This window comes from Micromonospora fluostatini, from assembly GCF_050410825.1.
Lineage (GTDB): Bacteria > Actinomycetota > Actinomycetes > Mycobacteriales > Micromonosporaceae > Micromonospora > Micromonospora rosaria.
Map to the genome: position 1 here is coordinate 4,235,800 of NZ_CP191251.1, position 18,364 is coordinate 4,254,163.

General features: G+C 73.8%; 15 protein-coding genes and 2 CRISPR repeat arrays. Of the genes, 11 read left to right on the forward strand and 4 right to left on the reverse strand.

The features are described from left to right. Window positions 1-4: 4 nt before the first annotated feature. Both ACQUFX_RS18475 and ACQUFX_RS18480 read right to left on the reverse strand, forming a co-directional pair. Window positions 5-925, reverse strand: a complete 921-nt coding sequence (locus ACQUFX_RS18475; protein ID WP_428961591.1) for a ribokinase — start codon at window positions 923-925, stop codon at window positions 5-7. A gap of 208 nt (window positions 926-1,133) precedes the next feature. After that, entirely contained in the window at window positions 1,134-1,976 is an 843-nt protein-coding gene (locus ACQUFX_RS18480) for an ABC transporter ATP-binding protein (protein ID WP_428961592.1), read from the reverse strand. Between the two features lie 131 nt (window positions 1,977-2,107). Here ACQUFX_RS18480 and ACQUFX_RS18485 point away from each other — a divergent pair, with 131 nt between their 5' ends. Together ACQUFX_RS18485 and ACQUFX_RS18490 are read left to right on the forward strand one after the other, a co-directional pair. Further along, the gene (locus ACQUFX_RS18485) at window positions 2,108-3,121 is read left to right on the forward strand and encodes an ABC transporter ATP-binding protein (protein WP_428961593.1); all 1,014 of its coding nucleotides are present in this window, start codon (window positions 2,108-2,110) and stop codon (window positions 3,119-3,121) included. Next, the gene (locus tag ACQUFX_RS18490) at window positions 3,118-4,125 is read left to right on the forward strand and encodes an ABC transporter permease subunit (RefSeq protein WP_428961594.1); all 1,008 of its coding nucleotides are present in this window, start codon (window positions 3,118-3,120) and stop codon (window positions 4,123-4,125) included. The genes ACQUFX_RS18485 and ACQUFX_RS18490 overlap by 4 nt, the downstream gene beginning before the upstream one ends. 99 nt (window positions 4,126-4,224) lie before the next feature. On the opposite strand, the gene ACQUFX_RS18495 is transcribed toward ACQUFX_RS18490, so the two are convergent. Further along, window positions 4,225-5,400, reverse strand: a complete 1,176-nt coding sequence (locus ACQUFX_RS18495; protein WP_428961595.1) for an ROK family transcriptional regulator — start codon at window positions 5,398-5,400, stop codon at window positions 4,225-4,227. Between the two features lie 147 nt (window positions 5,401-5,547). Between ACQUFX_RS18495 and ACQUFX_RS18500 the strand changes: the two genes are divergently transcribed. Continuing rightward, complete coding sequence (locus ACQUFX_RS18500) at window positions 5,548-7,053, forward strand: glycoside hydrolase family 3 protein (RefSeq protein ID WP_428961596.1); 1,506 nt, start codon at window positions 5,548-5,550, stop codon at window positions 7,051-7,053. Between the two features lie 293 nt (window positions 7,054-7,346). On the opposite strand, the gene ACQUFX_RS18505 is transcribed toward ACQUFX_RS18500, so the two are convergent. Continuing rightward, window positions 7,347-8,009, reverse strand: coding sequence for a GNAT family N-acetyltransferase (locus ACQUFX_RS18505; protein WP_428961597.1), 663 nt, complete (start codon window positions 8,007-8,009; stop codon window positions 7,347-7,349). Between the two features lie 303 nt (window positions 8,010-8,312). Here ACQUFX_RS18505 and ACQUFX_RS18510 point away from each other — a divergent pair, with 303 nt between their 5' ends. From ACQUFX_RS18510 to ACQUFX_RS18545, 8 genes are all read left to right on the forward strand, one after another. Beyond that, window positions 8,313-8,504, forward strand: a complete 192-nt coding sequence (locus ACQUFX_RS18510; RefSeq protein ID WP_428961598.1) for a DNA repair protein — start codon at window positions 8,313-8,315, stop codon at window positions 8,502-8,504. A 166-nt stretch (window positions 8,505-8,670) separates the two neighbouring features. Further along, the gene (locus ACQUFX_RS18515) at window positions 8,671-9,189 is read left to right on the forward strand and encodes a hypothetical protein (protein ID WP_428961599.1); all 519 of its coding nucleotides are present in this window, start codon (window positions 8,671-8,673) and stop codon (window positions 9,187-9,189) included. Between the two features lie 181 nt (window positions 9,190-9,370). Continuing rightward, a complete protein-coding gene (locus ACQUFX_RS18520) occupies window positions 9,371-10,984 on the forward strand; it encodes an RICIN domain-containing protein (RefSeq protein ID WP_428961600.1) in 1,614 nt (537 codons plus the stop codon). 261 nt (window positions 10,985-11,245) lie between these two features. Continuing rightward, window positions 11,246-11,579: direct repeats of the CRISPR family, unit length 29 nt; unit sequence GGGATCACCCCCGCGTGTGCGGGGAAGAG. Window positions 11,580-11,968: 389 nt separating this feature from the next. Next, complete coding sequence (locus ACQUFX_RS18525; protein ID WP_428961601.1) at window positions 11,969-13,135, forward strand: helix-turn-helix domain-containing protein; 1,167 nt, start codon at window positions 11,969-11,971, stop codon at window positions 13,133-13,135. 182 nt (window positions 13,136-13,317) lie between these two features. Continuing rightward, window positions 13,318-13,488: a hypothetical protein gene (locus ACQUFX_RS18530; protein WP_428961602.1), complete on the forward strand. Its 171-nt coding sequence runs from the start codon at window positions 13,318-13,320 to the stop codon at window positions 13,486-13,488. Continuing rightward, the gene (locus tag ACQUFX_RS18535; protein ID WP_428961603.1) at window positions 13,475-14,674 is read left to right on the forward strand and encodes a helix-turn-helix domain-containing protein; all 1,200 of its coding nucleotides are present in this window, start codon (window positions 13,475-13,477) and stop codon (window positions 14,672-14,674) included. The genes ACQUFX_RS18530 and ACQUFX_RS18535 overlap by 14 nt, the downstream gene beginning before the upstream one ends. Window positions 14,675-15,015: 341 nt before the next feature. Next, a CRISPR array of direct repeats spans window positions 15,016-15,409; the repeat unit is 28 nt; unit sequence GGATCACCCCCGCGTGCGCGGGGAAGAG. 613 nt (window positions 15,410-16,022) lie between these two features. Beyond that, on the forward strand, window positions 16,023-17,285 hold the full coding sequence (locus ACQUFX_RS18540; RefSeq protein WP_428961604.1) for an MFS transporter: 1,263 nt from the start codon (window positions 16,023-16,025) through the stop codon (window positions 17,283-17,285). 75 nt (window positions 17,286-17,360) lie between these two features. Next, window positions 17,361-18,299, forward strand: coding sequence for a carbon-nitrogen hydrolase family protein (locus ACQUFX_RS18545; RefSeq protein ID WP_428961605.1), 939 nt, complete (start codon window positions 17,361-17,363; stop codon window positions 18,297-18,299). Window positions 18,300-18,364 lie beyond the last annotated feature (65 nt).

The window sequence follows — 18,364 nt, forward strand, 5'->3', positions numbered from 1 at the left end:
CGGTTCAAGCGGGCGGCGCGTACAGCGCGTCGATGTCGGCCCGGTGCGGCAGGGACACCGAGGCACCGAGCCGGCGGACGCAGGCCGCCCCGGCAGCCGCCGCCCAGTGCACCGCGTCGACCAGGTCCCGCCCCTCGCCCCAGGCCACCGCCAGGGCGGCGGTGAAGGCGTCCCCGGCCGCCGTGGAGTCGACCACGTCGACCCTGACCGCCGGCACGTGCACGGCCACCCCGTCCCGCTCCCCGTACCAGGCGCCCTGGCCGCCGAGGGTGAGCACCGCCCGGGGTACCAGGTCGAGCAGGGCCTCGGGAGCCTCCCGACCCCGCCCGGTGAGCGTCTGCGCCTCGGTCTCGTTGACCACCAGCAGGTCGACCGCGTCGAGCAGGTCCGCCGGCACCGACCGGGCCGGGGCCGCGTTCAGCACCACCCGGGTACCGGCCGCACGGGCGGCCAGCGCCGCCTCGGTGACCGTCTCGACCGGGATCTCCAACTGGGCGACCAGCACGTCCGCCGCGCGTACGCAGGCCAGTTCGGCCTCGGTGAGACCGGTGAACGCGCCGTTCGCGCCGGGGGTGACCAGGATCGCGTTCTCCCCGTCCGCGCTGACCATGATCAGCGCCACCCCGGAAGCGCCGTACACCACCCGGAGGTGGCCGGTGTCCACCCCGGCGGCGGTGATCCGGGCCCGCAGGGTGACCCCGAACGCGTCCGACCCGATCGCGCCGAGGAAGGCGCAGCTCGCGCCGGCCCGGACGGCCGCCACCGCCTGGTTGGCCCCCTTGCCGCCGGACACCATGACGAAGTCGCTGCCCAGCACCGTCTCGCCGGGACGGGGCAGGGTGGGCGCGGTCGCCACCACGTCCATGTTCGCGCTGCCCACGACGGCGATCCTGGTCGCCGCCGGTACCGGCGCTGTCGAATCCACCGTGCCGCACCTCCCCCACCTCGACCACGGGCACGCCCACGACCTCGCCGAGTGTAGGCCCGCGCCGGATTCCGGAGCCGGCCTCGGTGCGCTGCGGGCCGACGCACTACGGCACGGTGCGGCCGGTGCGGTGCGGCGCGGCCGGCGGGGTGTTAGGAGGGGGCCCTTCCTATACCGAAAGCGTTAACAGGGGGCCCTTCCTTACACCTCAGGCGGCGCGGGCGGTCCAGCGGTCGCCGCGCCGTTCCACGGTCAGCGGCAGGCCGAAGGTCGTCGACAGGTTCTCCCCGGTGAGGGTCCGGTCGAGCAGGCCCTGGGCGACCACCCCGCCGTCGCGCAGCAGCAGGGCGTGGGTGAAGCCGGGCGGGATCTCCTCCACGTGGTGGGTGACCAGCACCAGGGCCGGGGCGTCCGGGTCCTGGGCCAGCTCGGCCAGGCGGGCCACCAGGTCCTCCCGCCCGCCCAGGTCGAGCCCGGCGGCCGGCTCGTCGAGCAGGAGCAGCTCCGGGTCGGTCATCAGCGCGCGGGCGATCTGCACCCGCTTGCGCTCCCCCTCGGAGAGCGTGCCGTACCCCCGGTCGGCCAGGTCGGCCACGCCGAGCTGGGCGAGCAGGCCCCGGGCCCGGCTCTCGTCGGCGCGGTCGTAGCTCTCCCGCCAGCGTCCCACCACCGACCAGGCGGCGGTCACCACCACGTCGCTGACCCGCTCCTCGGCGGGGATCCGCTCGGCGAGCGCGGCGGTGGAGAGACCGATCCGGGTACGCAGCTCGTTGATGTCGGTACGGCCGATCCGCTCGCCGAGGACGTGGGCGGTGCCGGTGGTGGGGTGCAGCCGGCCGGCGGCCAGGTTGAGCAGGGTGGTCTTGCCCGCGCCGTTCGAGCCGAGCACCACCCACCGCTCGTCCAGCTCCACCCGCCAGTCCACGTCGTGCAGCAGTGCGGTGCCGGATCGCCGTACCCCGACGGTCTCCAGGCTGACCACCAGGTCGGCGTCCACGGACGACGATGCGGATGCGGCACCACCGGCGCCGGAGATCAGGTCAGTGTGCACCTGCCCATCCAATCACGCACCGCCGGGCTGCCCCCCAGGGGCGGTGGCGCGGGCCTAGGCTGAGGCGCCGTGTCGTTGCTCACCCCACCCGGAGGACGGTCCATGTCGCGACGGTGCACCAGGGCGCCCGGATGAGCCCGGTCATCGAGATCAGCGGGCTGCGCAAGGCGTTCCGCAGTCTGCGGCACGGCCGCCGGGTCGCGGTCGACGGCTTCGACCTGCGGGTCGAGGCGGGGCAGGTGCACGGCTTCCTCGGGCCGAACGGTTCGGGCAAGACCACCACGCTGCGGGCCCTGCTGGGGCTGGTCCGCGCCGACGCCGGGGAGATGACCGTGCTCGGCGCGCGGGCCCCGGAGGAGCTGCCCCGGGTCGCCGGGCGGGTGGGCGCGATCGTGGAGAGCCCGCAGTTCTTCGGCAACTTCACCGGGTACCGCACGTTGCGGCTGCTCGCGCTGGCCGGTGGGGTGCCGACCGACCGGGTGGACCGGGCGCTGGAGCTGGTGGGGCTGCGGGACCGGGGTGACGAGCGGGTCCGGGGGTACTCGCTGGGCATGCGGCAGCGCCTCGCGGTGGCCTCGGCGTTGCTGAAGGACCCCGAGCTGCTGATCCTCGACGAGCCGGCCAACGGGCTGGACCCGGCGGGCATCCGGGAGATGCGGGACCTGACCCGGTCCCTGGCCGAGGCGGGGGTGACCGTGCTGGTCTCCAGCCACATCCTCGCCGAGATCCAGCTCATCTGCGACCACGTGACGATCATCTCGGCGGGTCGCCGGGTGGCGGCCGGCCGGGTGGAGGACGTGCTGGCCGGGTTCGACCGGCACGAGTTCCGGGTCCGGGTGGCCGAGCCGGAGCGGGCCGCCGAGCTGCTGCGCGCCGCCGGGCTGCCGGTCGGGGCGCACCCCGACCACCTGGTGGTCGGCGGCGCGGGCGACCCGGAGCTGATCGCCCGGACGCTGGGCGAGCAGGGGCTGTGGGTGCACGAGCTGACCCCGCTGCGACCGGACCTGGAGAGCGTCTTCCTCGAACTGACCGGCGGTTCGGCCCCTCCCGCCGTGCCCCGGCAGGTGGACGACGCCCAGGCCGGCGACCGGGTCATCGAGCTGGAGGCCACCGCAGCCGACGACAGCGGGAGGGTGGACGCGTGAGGCTGGTCCGTGCCGAACTGGAGCGGCTGGGCTCGCGCCGCTTCGTCCAGCTCATGCTGGTGCTGCTGGTGCTGGCGTTCGGGGTGACCGCGGCGACCACCCTGGCCAGCTCGCACCGGCCCTCCACCACCGAGGTGCAGGAGGCCCGCGCCGAGGCGGCCCGCCAGATCCGCGCCCTGGAGCAGGAGTACGACCGGTGCGTGGAGGCCCGCCGGGGGCACTTGACGCCCGACGAGTTCAGGACGGACCACTACCCGGCGTCCTGCGCGGACCTCGACCCGGGCCGGATGGAACGGCTCCCGGTCACCACCGACTACCTCACCAGCGTGTTCGTCTTCGCCATCGAGGCCAAGGGCCTGCTGTACTTCCTCATCGCCTTCCTGGTGCTGTTCGGGTTCCTGGTCGGCGCGTCGTACATCGGGGCCGACCTGAACTCCGGCGGGGTGGTCAACCTGCTGCTGTGGCGACCACGCCGGCTGACCGTGCTCGCCGCCAAGCTCGGCACGCTGCTCGGCGCGGTGCTGGTGGTGTCGGTGGCCGCCTCGCTGCTCTACCTCGGCGCGTTCTGGCTGATCGCGCAGGTGGCCGGGCTGCCGGGCACCCTCGACGGGGACTTCTGGCAGGCCCTGGCCGCGCTGCACGCCCGGGGTCTGGTGCTGGTCGGGCTGGCCGCCGCGTTGGGCTTCGCGCTGGCCACGCTGGGCCGGCACACCGCCGCCGCGCTGGGCACGGTGGCCGGGTACGCGGTGGTGTGGGAGTTGGGCGCGCGGCTGGTCATGGAGATCGTCGGTGTCGGCCGGGTCGACCAGTGGATGCTCAGCAGCCACATCGGCGCGTGGCTCATCGGCCGGCTCGAGCTGTGGGACGCCGGGCTCTGCGACGCCAGCGGCTGCCGGGGCAACTACGTCCTCACCTCGGGGTCGGCCCTGCTGGTGCTCGGCGGGTTGACCGGTGCGCTCTGCCTGGCCGCGTTCGCCACCTTCCGCCGCCGCGACCTGATCTGACCGGACCGCTGCCCCGGCCACCCCGCCGTCCGTCGCGCCCCGCCCGGCGCGTCCACCGTCCCGCCGCCCGCCCTGTCCCGGGGCGGGCGGTGGGGGCGGTCAGCCGACCGTCGAGCCGAAGACCTCGTCGCGGACCGCGTCCAGGGCGATGCGCAGCGCGCCGTGCAGGACCGGCTCCTCGGTCAGCCCGGTCGTCACCACCCGGGGCTTGACCAGGGTGATCGCGGCGACCTCGTGCTGCACCCGTTCGGCGAGCGCGGCCCCACCGGCCTGGCCGACCTCACCGGCGAGCACCACCAGCGGCGGATCGAGCACCACGCAGGTGCCCGCCACACCGAGGGCGAGCCGCCGGGCCAACTCGTCGAGGAACGGGCCACCGGCCGTGCCGGCCTCGATGGCGGCGCGGACCGTACCGGCGGCGGTGGTCGCGTCGAAGCCGTGCTCGCGCCCCACCGCGCAGACCGCGTCGGCCGCCGCGAGCTGCTGGAACGCCGGCTTGGCCCGGCGCGAGACGTCCCGGGGGATCGGCACGCCGGGCACCGGGAGGTAGCCGATCTCGCCGGCCGCGCCGGTGCTGCCGTGGTGCAGCCGGCCGTTCAGCATGATGGCCAGGCCGAGCCCGGCGCCGACCCAGATCAGCGCGAAGTCGCCCACCCCCTGCGCCGCGCCGGACTGCGCCTCGGCGACCGCGGCCAGGTTGACGTCGTTCTCGAAGAGCACCGGGATCTGGAGGTCCTCGCGCAGGGCGGCGAGCAGCCCCCGGTGCCAGCGGGGCAGGTTGAAGGCGAAGGTGATGTCGCCGGTGCCCGGGTCCACCAGGCCGGGGGTGCCGAGCACCACCCGGCGCACGGTGGTCAGCTCCGCGCCGGCGCTGCTGGCGGCCTGGACGACGGCGTTGTGCACCACGCCGACCGGGTCGTCGGTGTCCCGGGTGGACTGCTCGACCCGGCCCAGCACCGCGCCGGTGATGTCGGCGCAGGCCGCCACCACCCGCTCCGGGCCGACGTCCACGCCGACCACGTGCGCGCTGCCCGGCCGGACCGCGTAGAGCTGGGCGTTGGGGCCCCGGCCGCCGGCCTGCTCGCCGACCCGGGTGACCAGCCCCCGTTCCTCCAGCCGCTCGACCAGTTGGGAGGCGGTGACCTTGGACAGCCCGGTCAGCTCGCCGAGCCGGGCCCGGGTGAGTGGACCGCGTTCGAGCAGCAGCTCCAACGCCGCGCGGTCGTTGAGCGCCCGCAACAGTCGGGGCGTGCCGGGCAGCCGGGTCGCACTCATGCCACGTCCTCTGGTTTCCGTAAACTCAGCTCACCCGTACCGACCTGTGGGTGGGTGCCCGTAGCGTAGCGGTCACGCTGGCGGTACCGGGGCCGGGCGAGGCGGCCCCACCGGCCACGGGAGCACGCCGGCCAGGGAGGAGTGCGGGTGGGGACGGATCCGGGACTGCGCCGGCTGGTGCTCGGCACGCTGCTCGCGGCGTATCCGGGGCCGGTCCCGCCGGACTGGGCGGTCGACCTGGTCGCCGAGGGCCTGGCCGGGCACACCCTGTTCGGGACGAACGTGGACACGCCGCAGCAGGTGGCGGCGAGCACCGCCGCGCTGCGGGCGGCCCGCCCCGACGTGCTGGTGGCGATCGACGAGGAGGGTGGGGACGTCACCCGGCTGGCGCACGCCACCGGCAGCCCGTACCCGGGCAACGCCGCGCTCGGCGCGGTCGACGACGTGGCGGTGACCCGCCGGGTGCACCAGGCCATCGGCGCCGAACTGGCCCGGCTCGGGGTCACCGTGAACCTGGCCCCGACGGTGGACGTGAACACCGCCGACGACAACCCGGTGATCGGTACCCGGTCGTTCGGGGCCGACCCCGACCGGGTGGCCGCGCACGCCGCCGCCGCGGTGACCGGATTGCAGGACGCCGGGGTGGCCGCCTGCGCCAAGCACTTCCCCGGCCACGGCGCGACCGTCACCGACTCGCACCACGAACTACCCACCGTGGACGTCCCCGTCGCGGTGCTGCGCCAGCGGGACCTGCCGCCGTTCGCGGCGACCGTCGCGGCCGGCACCCGGGCGATCATGACCGCGCACATCCGGGTGCCCGCGCTCACCGGGGACGATCCCGCGACCTTCAGCCGGGCCGTCCTGGTCGACCTGCTGCGCGGCGAGTACGGCTTCACCGGCACGCTGGTCACCGACGCGCTGGAGATGAAGGGCGCGGCGCTGGCCGCGGGCGGGGTGGGGCCGGCCGCGGTGCGTTCCCTGGCCGCCGGGGCGGACCTGCTCTGCGTCGGCGCGCGGGTGGACGCCGCGCTGGTCGAACGGGTGGTCGCCGAGGTGGTGGCCGCGCTCACCGACGGCCGGCTGGGCCGGGCCCGGGTCGAGGAGGCCGCCGGCCGGGTCGCCGACCTGGCCGCTGCCACCCGGGCCGCCGTCCGGAGCGCGCAGGCGGCGGCCGGTCACCCCGCCGGGGCGGACACCGGGGACCGGCCGGCACCGGACGCCGACCACCCGGGGTACGCGGTGGCGCGCCGGGCGGTCCGGGTGGAGGGGGCCGTCGCCGGGCTGGACCGCCCTCTGGTGGTGCAGGTGCACACCGCCGCGACCCTCGCCGAGGGCCGGGTGCCGTGGGGCCTCGGCCCGCACCTGGCCGATGCCGAGGAGATCCGGGTGGTCGCCACCGAGACATCGCCGGAGGCGCTGCGCAGCCTCGCCGGGGCTCGGCCGATCGTGCTGGTGGGCCGCCGGCTGCACCAGCTTCCCGGGGCGGTGGGCCTGGTGGAGGCGCTGGCCGCCGCGCACCCGGTGACGGTGGTGGAGATGGGCTGGCCGGGGCGGTGGCGGCCGGCGGGGGCACGGGCGTTCGTCGTGACGTACGGCGCGGGCCGGGCCAACGGCCGGGCGGCGGCGGAGGTGCTGGGCCTGGCCGGGGCCTGACCCCGGCACCGGCGACCCGCGCTTCCCACCCCCTCGGCGGCCACGGTGCGTGAGGCGGCTGCGCATCGACCTCCGACACGGGATGCGCAGGTCAAGTCCACTACCGGACACCGTGAAACCGCCAGGCCACCCTTGTCGACGCGCATTCTGATACGTAGCGTTACCGGCATCGGCCCGCCATCGGCCGCCCGGCAGGGCCTGGGAGGAAGGCCACGGACCGTGGATCCGGCCCGGGATCCACGGTCCGTGCCCGTACCGGTCGCAGCGGCCGGCCGCTGTTCGGGCGTCGTGACTCAGTCCGGGTAGACCCCGTACGCCCGCCAGCCCCGGTCCGGGAAGCCCGCCGCCTCGGCGACCCGGGCCGAGGCGCGGTTGGCGGCGTCGTGCAGGTAGGTGGGGACCGCCCCCTCGTCCAGCACCCGCCGGGCCGCCTGGGCGACCAGCCGGCGGGCCAGCCCACGCCCCCGGGCGGCGGGCACCGTGCCGACCGCGAGTTCGTGCCCGTACCGGTCGTGCCGTTTGATTCCCACGCCGGCCAGGTAGCGGCCGTCCGCGTCCCGCGCCACCAGCACGTCCCGGTCGAACAGGTGCAGCCAGGGCGGCAGGCCAGGATCGTCGGGACGGGTCCAGTCCCCGGCCTCGGGCAGCGGGGCCGGGGCGAGGCTCCACCGGAACGCTCCGTCGTGGGTCGTCCAGCCCGGGTGCCCCACCGCGGCGGGCAACGCGCGCAGCAGCCGTCCGGCCGGCAGACCGGCCAGGGCCCGGACCTCGCCGACCCGGGCCGGTGGCACGGAGAGCACGGTGCTGGCACCCGCCGACACGGCCAGCGCCGGCCGCAGGCGCCCGTCCCAGCCCGGTCGGGCCCGTCGAGGGGAGCCGACCACGTGCCACCCGGGGCCGGCCGGCCACTGCCCGAGCCAGGTCACCAGGTGCAGGTGAAGTCGCCGGTCCAGCACCCCGCGACACCTCCTCACCGCCCTGCGGCCCCGTGGTGATCACGGTACGCCGGGATCGGCCGGCAGGCCGGGCGGACGAGCCGGGCGGCGGCCCGGCCGGGTCGGCGGGCAGCGGCCGGGCGGGCGCGGCGCACCGGCCGCCCCGGCTCCGGTTGCCGGCGACCCGTCCGGGTACGCCGTCGAGAAATGTCGATGGAAGTTGCGCGCGACACGCCGAACAGGGGGGTCGGGGCACCCATACGAGCGGGCATGCGTCATATTGATTTTCATACATGGACAAGTTTCTTTGGGACGGTAATGCTCATGCCAAATCAGCCGAACAAGCGGCACCAGCAGGAAACCGGGCGACTGTGGCGGCCCCCGGAGTCGACCGGCCGCTTTCCCGCCCAGCCGCCGTACCGCGACCACCGGGGCACCAACACCCGGCTCTCCTGGAGCGAGCTCGACCGACTACCGGCCGGGCGTTCGACCAGACGCGGCCTCACCGCGCTCTGATTCACCACGATCTCCACTGCGGCGACGACGGGAAACCCGCACGACGACCCACCCGGCCGGTGAGGAATCGGCGACACCCGGGCGGGTCCACCCACGGTTTTCGCACACCTGTCGGGTAACTTCTCCTGGTCCGAAATTCCGGTCCACGACAGGAGAAGCTCCGCGCATGGGCAAGAAGACGATCCACGTCTCCGACTTCAGCGGCACGGTCCTCCGGCCCGACGACGAGATGGTCCGCGTCGTGGTGCTGGAGCACCCTGACCTGGTGGCCGGGCCCGTGCGGTTGGATGCCACCCCGACCGAGGTGGAGAACATCGACGACGCCGCCCTCGACGTCGCCGTGGTGGAGATCCACGACGGGCGGGACGGCGACGAGCCGCGCCGGGTGGTGCTCACCGCCAGCGAGTTCGACGCGCTGGCCACCGACGTGCCGATGGCCCAACTGCTCAGGACCGCCGAGCGGGTCAAGCCGCCGAAGGCCCGCAAGGCCGCCGAGAAGATCGACTACGGCACGATCGAGCACGCCGGCAAGCCGCACCGGGGCCGGGTCACCGAGGAGGAGTCCCGGATCGTCCGCGAGCACCTCGACGAGGTCAACAAGCGCCTCGCCGACGCCGGCCTGCGCCAGATCGACCCGGCCGACCCGGAGCACGTCGCCCGGTACGGCTTCGACCTGCCCGCCTGACCCGCCCCACCCGACGGCCCCCGACCCACCGGTCGGGGGCCGTACCCGTACCCCCAAATCGTTGACCAGGAGGGATTGAGATAGTTAGATTTCCAAACTAACAGGGAAAGCGCTTGCCACCACCAATGCTCCCCGACAGGCGCTCCGCCCCCAGCGCACCCCCGTCCCGAGGAGTCGACAGATGCGTCGAGAGCACCATCGAGGATCCCCACCCGTACGGCGGATCGGCCTGGCGGCCGTCGCCACCTTCACCCTCGCCGCCGCCAGCGCGGCGGTGGTCGCCCCGGCCGCCGCCCTGGCGGCCACGGCCGACCCCAACACCACGTACGTGCTCGTCAACCGGCACAGCGGCAAGGCGATGGACCTGTACGGCTGGGCCACCGCCGACGGCGCACCGATCAACCAGTTCACCCGCAACGACCTGGCCGTGCAGCAGTGGCGCTTCGTCGACGTCGGCAGCGGGTACTACCAGGTCCGCTCGGTGCACAGCGGCAAGGTGCTGGAGGTGCCGAACGCCACCGACGGGGCCCAGGTCGTGCAGAACACCGCCGCCAGCGGCAACACCCGCCAGCACTTCCGGCTCGCCGACTCCGAGGGCGGGCACGTCCGGCTGATCAACCGGCACTCGAACAAGGCCGTCGAGGTGTGGAGCTGGTCCAACGAGGACGGCGGCATGATCGCGCAGTACCAGGACCTGGACGGCTGGAACCAGCAGTGGCGGTTGACCCCGCTGGGCAGCACCGCCGCCTGCGGCGGAGGATCGTTCAACGCCGAGGCCGTCCTGAACGGCGGCACCTGGACCGCCCGCAACGGCGGCAGCACCGTCTACACCGGTACCGACATGCGCGCCGCCGTCCAGGCGGCGATCGGCAGCCTCAGCGCCGGCCGGACCAGCAAGCAGCGGGTCGTCGTCCGGGGCTCCGGCACGATCAGCGCCAACTCGCGGATCTCGCTGCCCAGCTACACCACCATCGACGTCTGCGGCACCATCAACGTCACCGGCTCCGGCTCCGGTGACCAGGCGCCGATCTACTCCCGGGGCACCACCCAGGTCGAGGTGCAGAACCTCACCGTCACCGGCGCCCCGCTGTACGGCATCTTCATGCGCAACGTCACCGACGTGACCCTCGGCCAGATCGACATGCGGCTCTCCGGCGGCCTCGGCGTCCGCATCGACAACCGGGGCGACACCAGCCAGTGGTCCCGCAACATCCGGATCAACAACGTGTACGTCTCCGGCGCCGGCTCGCACGCCGTCGAGACGTACGGCGTCGACGGCCTGACCATCGGCACCGTGACCGCCCGCAACGTCGGCGAGTCGGGCCTGCTGCTGAACCAGACCATCAACGCGACCATCACCACCGTGGACGCGGAGAACGCCGGCGCCGGCACCGGGTACGCCGCGTTCCGGATGGCCAACCGCAACGGCCGGGTCGGCTCCAGCTACCCGACGAACATCCGCGTCGGCACCGTCAAGGCGCGCGGCGGCGGCCGGGGCATCTTCTGCGTCTCCGAGTCCGGCGGCGCGACCATCGACCGCGTCGACATCGCCAACACCGGCAACAACGCCATCCTGATCGAGAACTGCTACGGCGTGAACATCGCGGCCAACGGCGGCACGATCAGCGGCGGCGGCGAGGTCCGGCTGGCCGCCCGCAGCGAGTTCCCCGGCAACCGGGACATCACCCTGCGGAACTTCACCCTGACCAACAACCGGATCACCGAGAACCCCTGCGCCACGAACCTGACCATCAGCAACATCACCCTGAACAACTCGACGATCAACCGCTGCTGACCGGCTCCCTCCGCGTCGGCGACCACGAGCGCCGGGGGTCAACTCTGGGTTGACCCCCGGCGCTCCCCGTATCGCAGTTGGGCTTCCGAGGATCTCGCCCCAGGACGGGGATCTCGCCCCCGTCCCCGCCCTGTCGAGACACACCACTTCGCGGAGACAAAGACGCCTGGATCGTGTCAGCAGAGACCTTGGAAGAATTCGGCCCCCAGATGGGCCGTTTCCTTCCAAGGTCTTCAGGACAGACCTCGGGACGCCTGCCACCGGATCGCCCCCGCATGCGCGGGGAAGAGGAGCCGGTGAGCCTCGACGCACCCGGAGATCCGGGGATCACCCCCGCGTGTGCGGGGAAGAGCGGCGGTGGGGATCGTGCGCGCGGTGATCGCGGGATCACCCCCGCGTGTGCGGGGAAGAGTTCCGTCTCTGGTTCGCGGTCTTCTCCGCGTCCGGATCACCCCCGCGTGTGCGGGGAAGAGCTGCGTTGAACGCCTATGGCTGCGCTCCGTAGGGGATCACCCCCGCGTGTGCGGGGAAGAGTCTGCGGTGGTGAAGCACAGGGCGTGCTCGCGGGGATCACCCCCGCGTGTGCGGGGAAGAGACTTCCTGACCTGCCACGCTAAAGATCAAATCTCTCGTTTTCATTCACTTTGCTTCGCAAGATCAACCTCCGGAAGTTCTCGTGGTGGTAGCCCTGCGGCGAGCCAGGGCCACCGATCGCAGCCCGACCCTACGTCTGCCTCGGGGTACGTAATGCACAGGCCAACGAGATCGCGGGCGCGAGTCCGGCTACATACTCTGCCAGCCCCAAGGCGGGGCGGATCGACCATGACACAGCCTCCCTGGAGATGTCTGCCAACCTGTCCGCCACCGGTCGACGGACAGCCGAGCGGAAACCGGGCGCGCACGATCGGAGTACAGTCCGTCACGGCGAGGTAGCGGGTTCAGGCGGTTGGCACCGCCGACTCGGTCAGTCACCTGGGAGGCGCTGTGTCCCACGTCGATCCGCGCTTTGGTGACCACCTGCGCTCGCTTCGCACGGCCCGGGGCCTGTCGCTGCGGGCGCTCGGCCAACTCGCGCACCGGGGCAAGAGCCACCTGCACGACCTGGAGACCGGCAACAAGCCACCGACCCCCGACACCGCCCGGCACCTCGACCGCGTGCTCGGGGCCGACGGTACGCTTGCGCGGCTTGTCGACCAGCCGGTGGATCACGATGCCGAGGCCGACGAGCTGATGGCTCGGGTGCGGGCCAGCGACGTCAGCACCGAAACGCTCGCCCGCATCGAGGCTGGCGTCGACGACCTTGCCAGCGCCTACGCGACCAGCCAGTCGGCCGACCTTCTGCAGCGGGTACGGCGACACCTGGCGTACGTGCGCCGGCTTCTCGACGGTCGGTGCACCCTCGCGGAGCGTCGCCGCCTGATCGTCGCCGGTGGGTGGCTCAGTCTGCTGCGGGCGACCGTGCACATCGATCTGCTGCACCGGTCGGCAGCCGGGTCGCACCTGTCCACGGCCGCCGCTCTCGCCGACCATGTTGGGCACTCGGAGATCCGGGCGTGGTGCCTGGAGACGCAGGCGTGGGATCTGCTCACCCGGGGTGACTACCGAACAGCCGTCGACCTGAGCCAACAGGCCCAGCGGGTGGCACCCCGGGGCAGCTCGGCGCAGATCCAGGCCACCGCCCAGGAAGCGCGGGTGTGGGCCCGGGTCGGCGATGTTCGGGAAACCCGTCACGCCCTGGACCGCCTGGAGCGTTTAACCGCGAACCTGCCGGTGCCTGACCGGGCCGAACACCACTACCGATACGACCCGACGAAGGCCTCGGCGTACACGGCGACCACGCTGGCGTGGGCAGGCGACCCGGCGGCGGAGCAGGTTGCCAGGGCCGTTCTGAGAGAACTGGACCCGCGCGGTGACGGTGGCGACCGCCCCCGCCGCTCCGCGTCGGCCCGTCTGGACCTGGCGCTGGCACTCGTCGCCGCCGGTCGACCGGACGAAGCCGCCACGGTCGCCGTCGAGGCGATCACCTCGGGCCGCGTCGTGTCCTCCAACTGGTGGCGGGCTGGAGAAGCGCTGCGGCGCGTCGAGCAGACCGGCACGGCGGAGGCGTCCGCGCTGCGCGAAGCGTACGAGGTGCGCCAGCCCTCCCGTTAGCGGACAGCAGAGGCCGCTGGCGGACGTCCGATTCCGATCTGTCACCCGACAGCTACCCGATGCTGTTGGTTGGGGGTGGCATCGGCACCGATCCGGTGCGATGACACGACCCTCACCTTCGGGCACGGCGGTGTCGGTCCTTCCACGAGCACACCGCCGTGCCTCCCATCCAGGAGGTTGGTATGCGGGATCAGCGTGACGAGCGGATGGTGGACCGGGCGAGGCGGTCGGAGACGGCCGAACAGGATGCCGCTCGGCAGCGCATCCTGGACCTGGCCGAGGCGGAACGGATACCGGTGGAGGAGACCACCCGGGCCATACCGGTTCGCCGGGGGCGGCATGGGCAGCGGTGAGTTTCCGATCGGGCGGCGGATGGCGCGGTGGCGGGTCCGGCGGCGGATGTCGCAGCAGGTGTTCGCGGACCGGCTCGGGAAGTCGAAGAGCTGGGTGGACAAGGTCGAGCGGGGTGTCCGGGCGCTGGACCGGATGTCGGTGATCCAGGAGGTCGCCGGGGTGCTGCGCATCGATCCGGCGGTACTGCTCGGCGAGGACACTCCCGCGCGTCCGGCCGCCGCCCCGCTGGTCGCCGAGGTGGACGACACTCGCGCGGCTCTCACCCGGTACGCCGTCTTCGCCACGGACGGGGTCGACCGGCCCGAGGTTCCGGCGGCGGAGGTGGGACGGCAGGTGGAGCATGCCTGGCTGACGTACCAGCATGCCGGCTATCCGCAGGTGTTGCGGATGCTGCCGCGCCTGCTGGACGTCACCCGGCGGCTGCCCGCCAACGAGCCGACGCGGTCGGCGTTGCGGGTGCAGGCGTACCGGATCGCCGCGTCGGCGCTGGTCAAGCTCGGCGACGCGGAGGGTGCCTGGCTGGCCGCCGACCGGGCGGTCGCGGTGGCCGGGGACGATCCGGTGCTGGCGGCCACGGCGGTGGTGTCGCTCGGCGAGGTGCTGCGCGCGGCCGGGCGGGGCCGGCTCGCGGTGGCGACGGCGGTCGCCGCCGCGCACCGCATCGCGCCGACCGTGCCGGGGCAGGGGCCGCCGGACGTCCTCGCGGTCTGCGGGTCGCTGCTGCTCCAGGCCGCCCTCGCCGCCGCCGGTCGCGGTGACCCGCGCGGCGTCGAGGAGCTGATCGGGCAGGCCACCGAGATCGCGGTACGCCTCGGCGACGGCGAGGACCACCACCAGCTCGCCTTCGGTCCGACCGTGGTGGCGCTGGCCCGGGTGGCGGCAGCGGTCGAGCTGGGCGAGCCCACCGAGGCGGTACGCGGCCACGAGCAGGTCACCGGGCAGGCCCCCTGGCGTCGTCTGCCGCCCGAGCACCGGGCCGCGCACCTGCTCGACGTGACCCGGGCGTACCTGGACCTCGGTGACCCCGCCAGGGCGGGCCGAACGCTGGTCGAGGCGGACCGCACCGCGCCCGCCGAGGTCCGGTGCCGACCCGTGGGCCGCACCCTGCTGACCCGGGTGGCCGGGGACGGCCCGACGGTGGCCGGGGTTGCTCGCCTGGCGACCCTGGTCGACCTGACCCCGTGAACGACCAGCGGCAGGCGACGCGGGCCGGACCGTGCCGTACCCCCGGCAGGCACCCAGACGGGACACCCAAGGCCCTGGATGCCGCCGTACCCGGTGAGATCACCCCCGCATGCGCGGGGAAGAGCGAATCTCATTCCGGCCGCCCGGCCCCATACCGGGATCGCCCCCGCCTGTGCGGGGAAGAGCCGCGCAGGTCCCGGGTGGCCAGCATCGCGGCCGGATCACCCCCGCGTGTGCGGGGAAGAGCTCGCCGCGAACCGGGCCGTCGTCGCGCGGGAGGGATCACCCCCGCGTGGCGCGGGGAAGAGTGCACGTCGAGCGGCACCGGGTCGGCGTGGAAGGGATCACCCCCGCGTGCGCGGGGAAGAGGCCAGGCCAGTGATAACCCCCGGCTTGTAGACCGGATCACCCCCGCGTGCGCGGGGAAGAGCCGAGCTCCGCAACACGCATACGGAAGGCCGCCGGATCACCCCCGCGTGCGCGGGGAAGAGAGCCGCTCGCCCAGCGGCACCGCGTCGATCACCGGATCACCCCCGCGTGCGCGGGGAAGAGACTGTCCGAGCTGGCGGCCAACATCGGTGCCAAGGATCACCCCCGCGTGCGCGGGGAAGAGGACCCCTGGACGCCACAGCGAAGTGCACATCGTGGATCACCCCCGCGTGCGCGGGGAAGAGACCGAGATTGGCACGTTCTTGACCGCAGGCGATGGATCACCCCCGCGTGCGCGGGGAAGAGACTTCCTGAGCTGGGGCGCTAGAGATCAAGTTCTCGGTTTTCATTCACTTTGTTGCCCAAGATCGCCTCCCGGGTCGATCGTCGCGGAGGGCTGCGGAAGTCGGGGGCGTTGGCCGCATCCTCACCCTACTTGCGCGATGGAACGGCGACGAATACGCCTTGGCCTGGGCTGCCGCCGATCGGGCCTTGTCTCGGGTCTTGCGGACCATGCGGCAGTTGACGGCTTGGGCATTGCCCTTCGGGCTGGCGGGCCGGTCCACGTAGACCACCCGAAACGGGTCGCGCCCTTTGTTGCCGGCCGGGACAGACTGCGGACCGACAGCCCGAAACACTTCTGAAACATGCTGTGAGCTGCCCGAACGCGCAGGAGATGTGATGCAGGACTCACGCCTGGTGTCACACATCCGACCGTCGCGCGGGCGGCCACCGTGAAGGCAGCAGGTCGGAGCGGGGATGCCCACGTAGGCCTGCACGACGCGCCCGGCGGGCCGTTTCCCAGCCGGCTCCGGAACGCCCCGGAAACCCCTACAATGCACGCTGGTCGATACGCTCGGTGACGGTGGGGCCGGTCTCACGGACCGGGCGGCGCACCGTGGACGGAAGGACACGCGCCATGGCCGAACCGGACCCCGCAGGCTCGACCGGGACCCTGCGTACCCTGCGCACCCTGCCCCGGCCGGTGGTCGTCCTGCTCGTCGGGATCGCGGTCAACCGGATGGGCGCCTTCCTCGCCATCTTCCTGATTCTGTACCTGACCAGCCTCGGGTTCAGCCCCGCTGCGGCGGGCGTGGTGCTCACCCTCTACGGGGTGGGCTCCATCGCGGGGGTCTTCGCCGGTGGCCTGCTCTCCGACCGGATCGGGGCCCGTCAGGTGATCATCGGCTCCACGCTGCTGTCCAGCGTGGCCGTGGCCGCCATCGCCTTCGAGACGCAGTACACCTGGCTGATGGTGACCAGTCTGGCCGCCGGGGTGCTGACCGCCGCGTACCGGCCGGCCGCCGCCGCGATGCTGGCCGAGCTGACGCCGCTGCACCGGCTCGTCACCACCACCGCCGCGAGCCGGCTCGGCCTCAACGTCGGCGCGACCCTGGGGCCGCTGATCGGGGCCTGGCTGGCGACCCACTCGTACACTGCGGTGTTCCTGGTGAACGCGGGCACCGCGCTCACCTTCGGGCTGGTCACCATCTTCCTGCTGCCCGACGTCCGCTCCGCCGCCCACGCCGCCGCGAAGGCCCGACCGGCCGCCCCCGACGGGGAGCCGGTGCCCGGCGGGGGGCGGGGCATCCTGCAGGACCGCCGGTACCTCGCGGTGCTGGTGGCGATGTTCGCCACCGCCCTCGCCGAGATCCAGTACCAGGTCATTCTGCCGCTGCACCTGGGCGAGCAGGGGCACCCGGTGTCGCTCTACGGCACCATCATCGCCCTCAACGGGGCCATCATCATCGCCCTGGAACTGCCCCTGACCCGGACGGTGCAGCGGCTGCCGATCCGGACCGCCATCGCCGTGGGCTCGCTCTGCATCGGGCTGGGCCTGGCCGTGTTCGGGTTCGCCGGGGGCATCTGGGTCTTCGTCGTGGGCGCGCTCATCTGGACCTTCGGCGAGATCGTCAACGCGCCCTCGCTCAACGCGTACCCGGCGATGGCCGCCCCGGTGCACCTGCGCGGCCGGTACATCGGGGCGCTCTCGGCGGTGCAGTCCGCCGGGTACGCCTTCGGCCCGCTCATCGGCACCACCCTGTTCCAGTTCTTCGGGCGGGCCGCCTGGGCGGTCTGCGCCGTGCTCGGGGTGATCGCCTTCGGCGCCCTCTGGTACGGCGTGCAGAACCGCTTCACCGCCGTCGCCCCGACGGCGGTGAAGGCCCCGGCCACGACCTGAGCCGGCGCGAGGCCCGGCTCCCCGGCCCCTCCCCGACCGCGCGGTGCGGGATGGTTCGGGGTGTAACGTCCGGGTGTGAGCACCCCTGCGGCGGCCCGGGACGACGCCCCCGCCGACCCGAAGGCCCCAGGGGCACCGCACACCCCGCCGACGGCCCCGGTGGGGTTGCGCGCCGCGCCGGTGGCCCCGATCCGGGTGGCCGCCGGTCAGGCCACCCTGGTCCCGCTGGACGTGCCGGCGAACGTGGCCACCGCCGCGCGGCTGGTGGCGCGGGCCGGGGACGCCGGGGCGGCGCTGCTCGTCCTGCCGGAACTCTTCCTCACCGGCTACGACCTGCCCGCGATCGTCGGGCAGCCGCGACGGTACCCGCTGCGCCCGGATGACCCCCGGCTCGACGTGCTCGCCGCCGCCTGCGCGCGGGCGCGTACCGCCGCCGTGGTCGGCGCGGCGACCCACGACCCCGGGCGGGGCACCCTGCACATCTCGGCCGTCGTGCTGGGCCGCGACGGCGCACGCCTGGGCCGGTACGACAAGCAGCACCTGGACCCGGCGGAGCTGGCCGCCGGTTTCACCCCCGGCCGGGCCGGCTGCACGCTGGCCCTCGACGGCTGGCGGCTCGGCCTCGGCATCTGCTGGGACGCCAGTTTCCCCGGGCACGCGCTGGCCGCCGGGCTCGACGGCTGCCAGGCGTACCTGGTCTCGGCGATGTTCGACCGGGGTGCCGGGGTGCGCAAGCGGGCGCTGCTCTGCCCGGCCCGCGCCTGGGACAACGCCGGCTACGTGGTGGTCGCCAACCACTGCGCCCGCAGCGGCCCGTACGACGGGTGCGGGGGCAGCGGCGGCTGGGGCCCGGACGGGCGGCTGCTCGCCGACGCCGGGCTGGACGATCCGGGGCTGGCCGTCGTGCCGCTGGAGCCGGCGGCCGTCGCCGAAGCCCGCGCGGGTGACCTGCCGCTGGCCGACCCGTCGGTGGACGCCCGGCCCGGCCCCCGCGACCTGATCACCGTCGACTGATACGCCGTGCGCGAGGTGTTAGGAAGGGGCCCTTTTACTACAGAAAGCGTTAACAGGGGGCCCCT

What these genes read in the sequence shown, in the direction of transcription:
- ACQUFX_RS18485 (WP_428961593.1), top strand. Translation starts at nt 2,108, where the DNA reads ATGAGCCCGGTCATCGAGATCAGCGGGCTGCGCAAGGCGTTCCGCAGT.
- ACQUFX_RS18495 (WP_428961595.1), bottom strand. Translation starts at nt 5,400, where the DNA reads ATGAGTGCGACCCGGCTGCCCGGCACGCCCCGACTGTTGCGGGCGCTC.
- ACQUFX_RS18510 (WP_428961598.1), top strand. Translation starts at nt 8,313, where the DNA reads ATGCCAAATCAGCCGAACAAGCGGCACCAGCAGGAAACCGGGCGACTG.
- ACQUFX_RS18515 (WP_428961599.1), top strand. Translation starts at nt 8,671, where the DNA reads ATGGGCAAGAAGACGATCCACGTCTCCGACTTCAGCGGCACGGTCCTC.
- ACQUFX_RS18520 (WP_428961600.1), top strand. Translation starts at nt 9,371, where the DNA reads ATGCGTCGAGAGCACCATCGAGGATCCCCACCCGTACGGCGGATCGGC.
- ACQUFX_RS18530 (WP_428961602.1), top strand. Translation starts at nt 13,318, where the DNA reads ATGCGGGATCAGCGTGACGAGCGGATGGTGGACCGGGCGAGGCGGTCG.
- ACQUFX_RS18535 (WP_428961603.1), top strand. Translation starts at nt 13,475, where the DNA reads ATGGGCAGCGGTGAGTTTCCGATCGGGCGGCGGATGGCGCGGTGGCGG.
- ACQUFX_RS18540 (WP_428961604.1), top strand. Translation starts at nt 16,023, where the DNA reads ATGGCCGAACCGGACCCCGCAGGCTCGACCGGGACCCTGCGTACCCTG.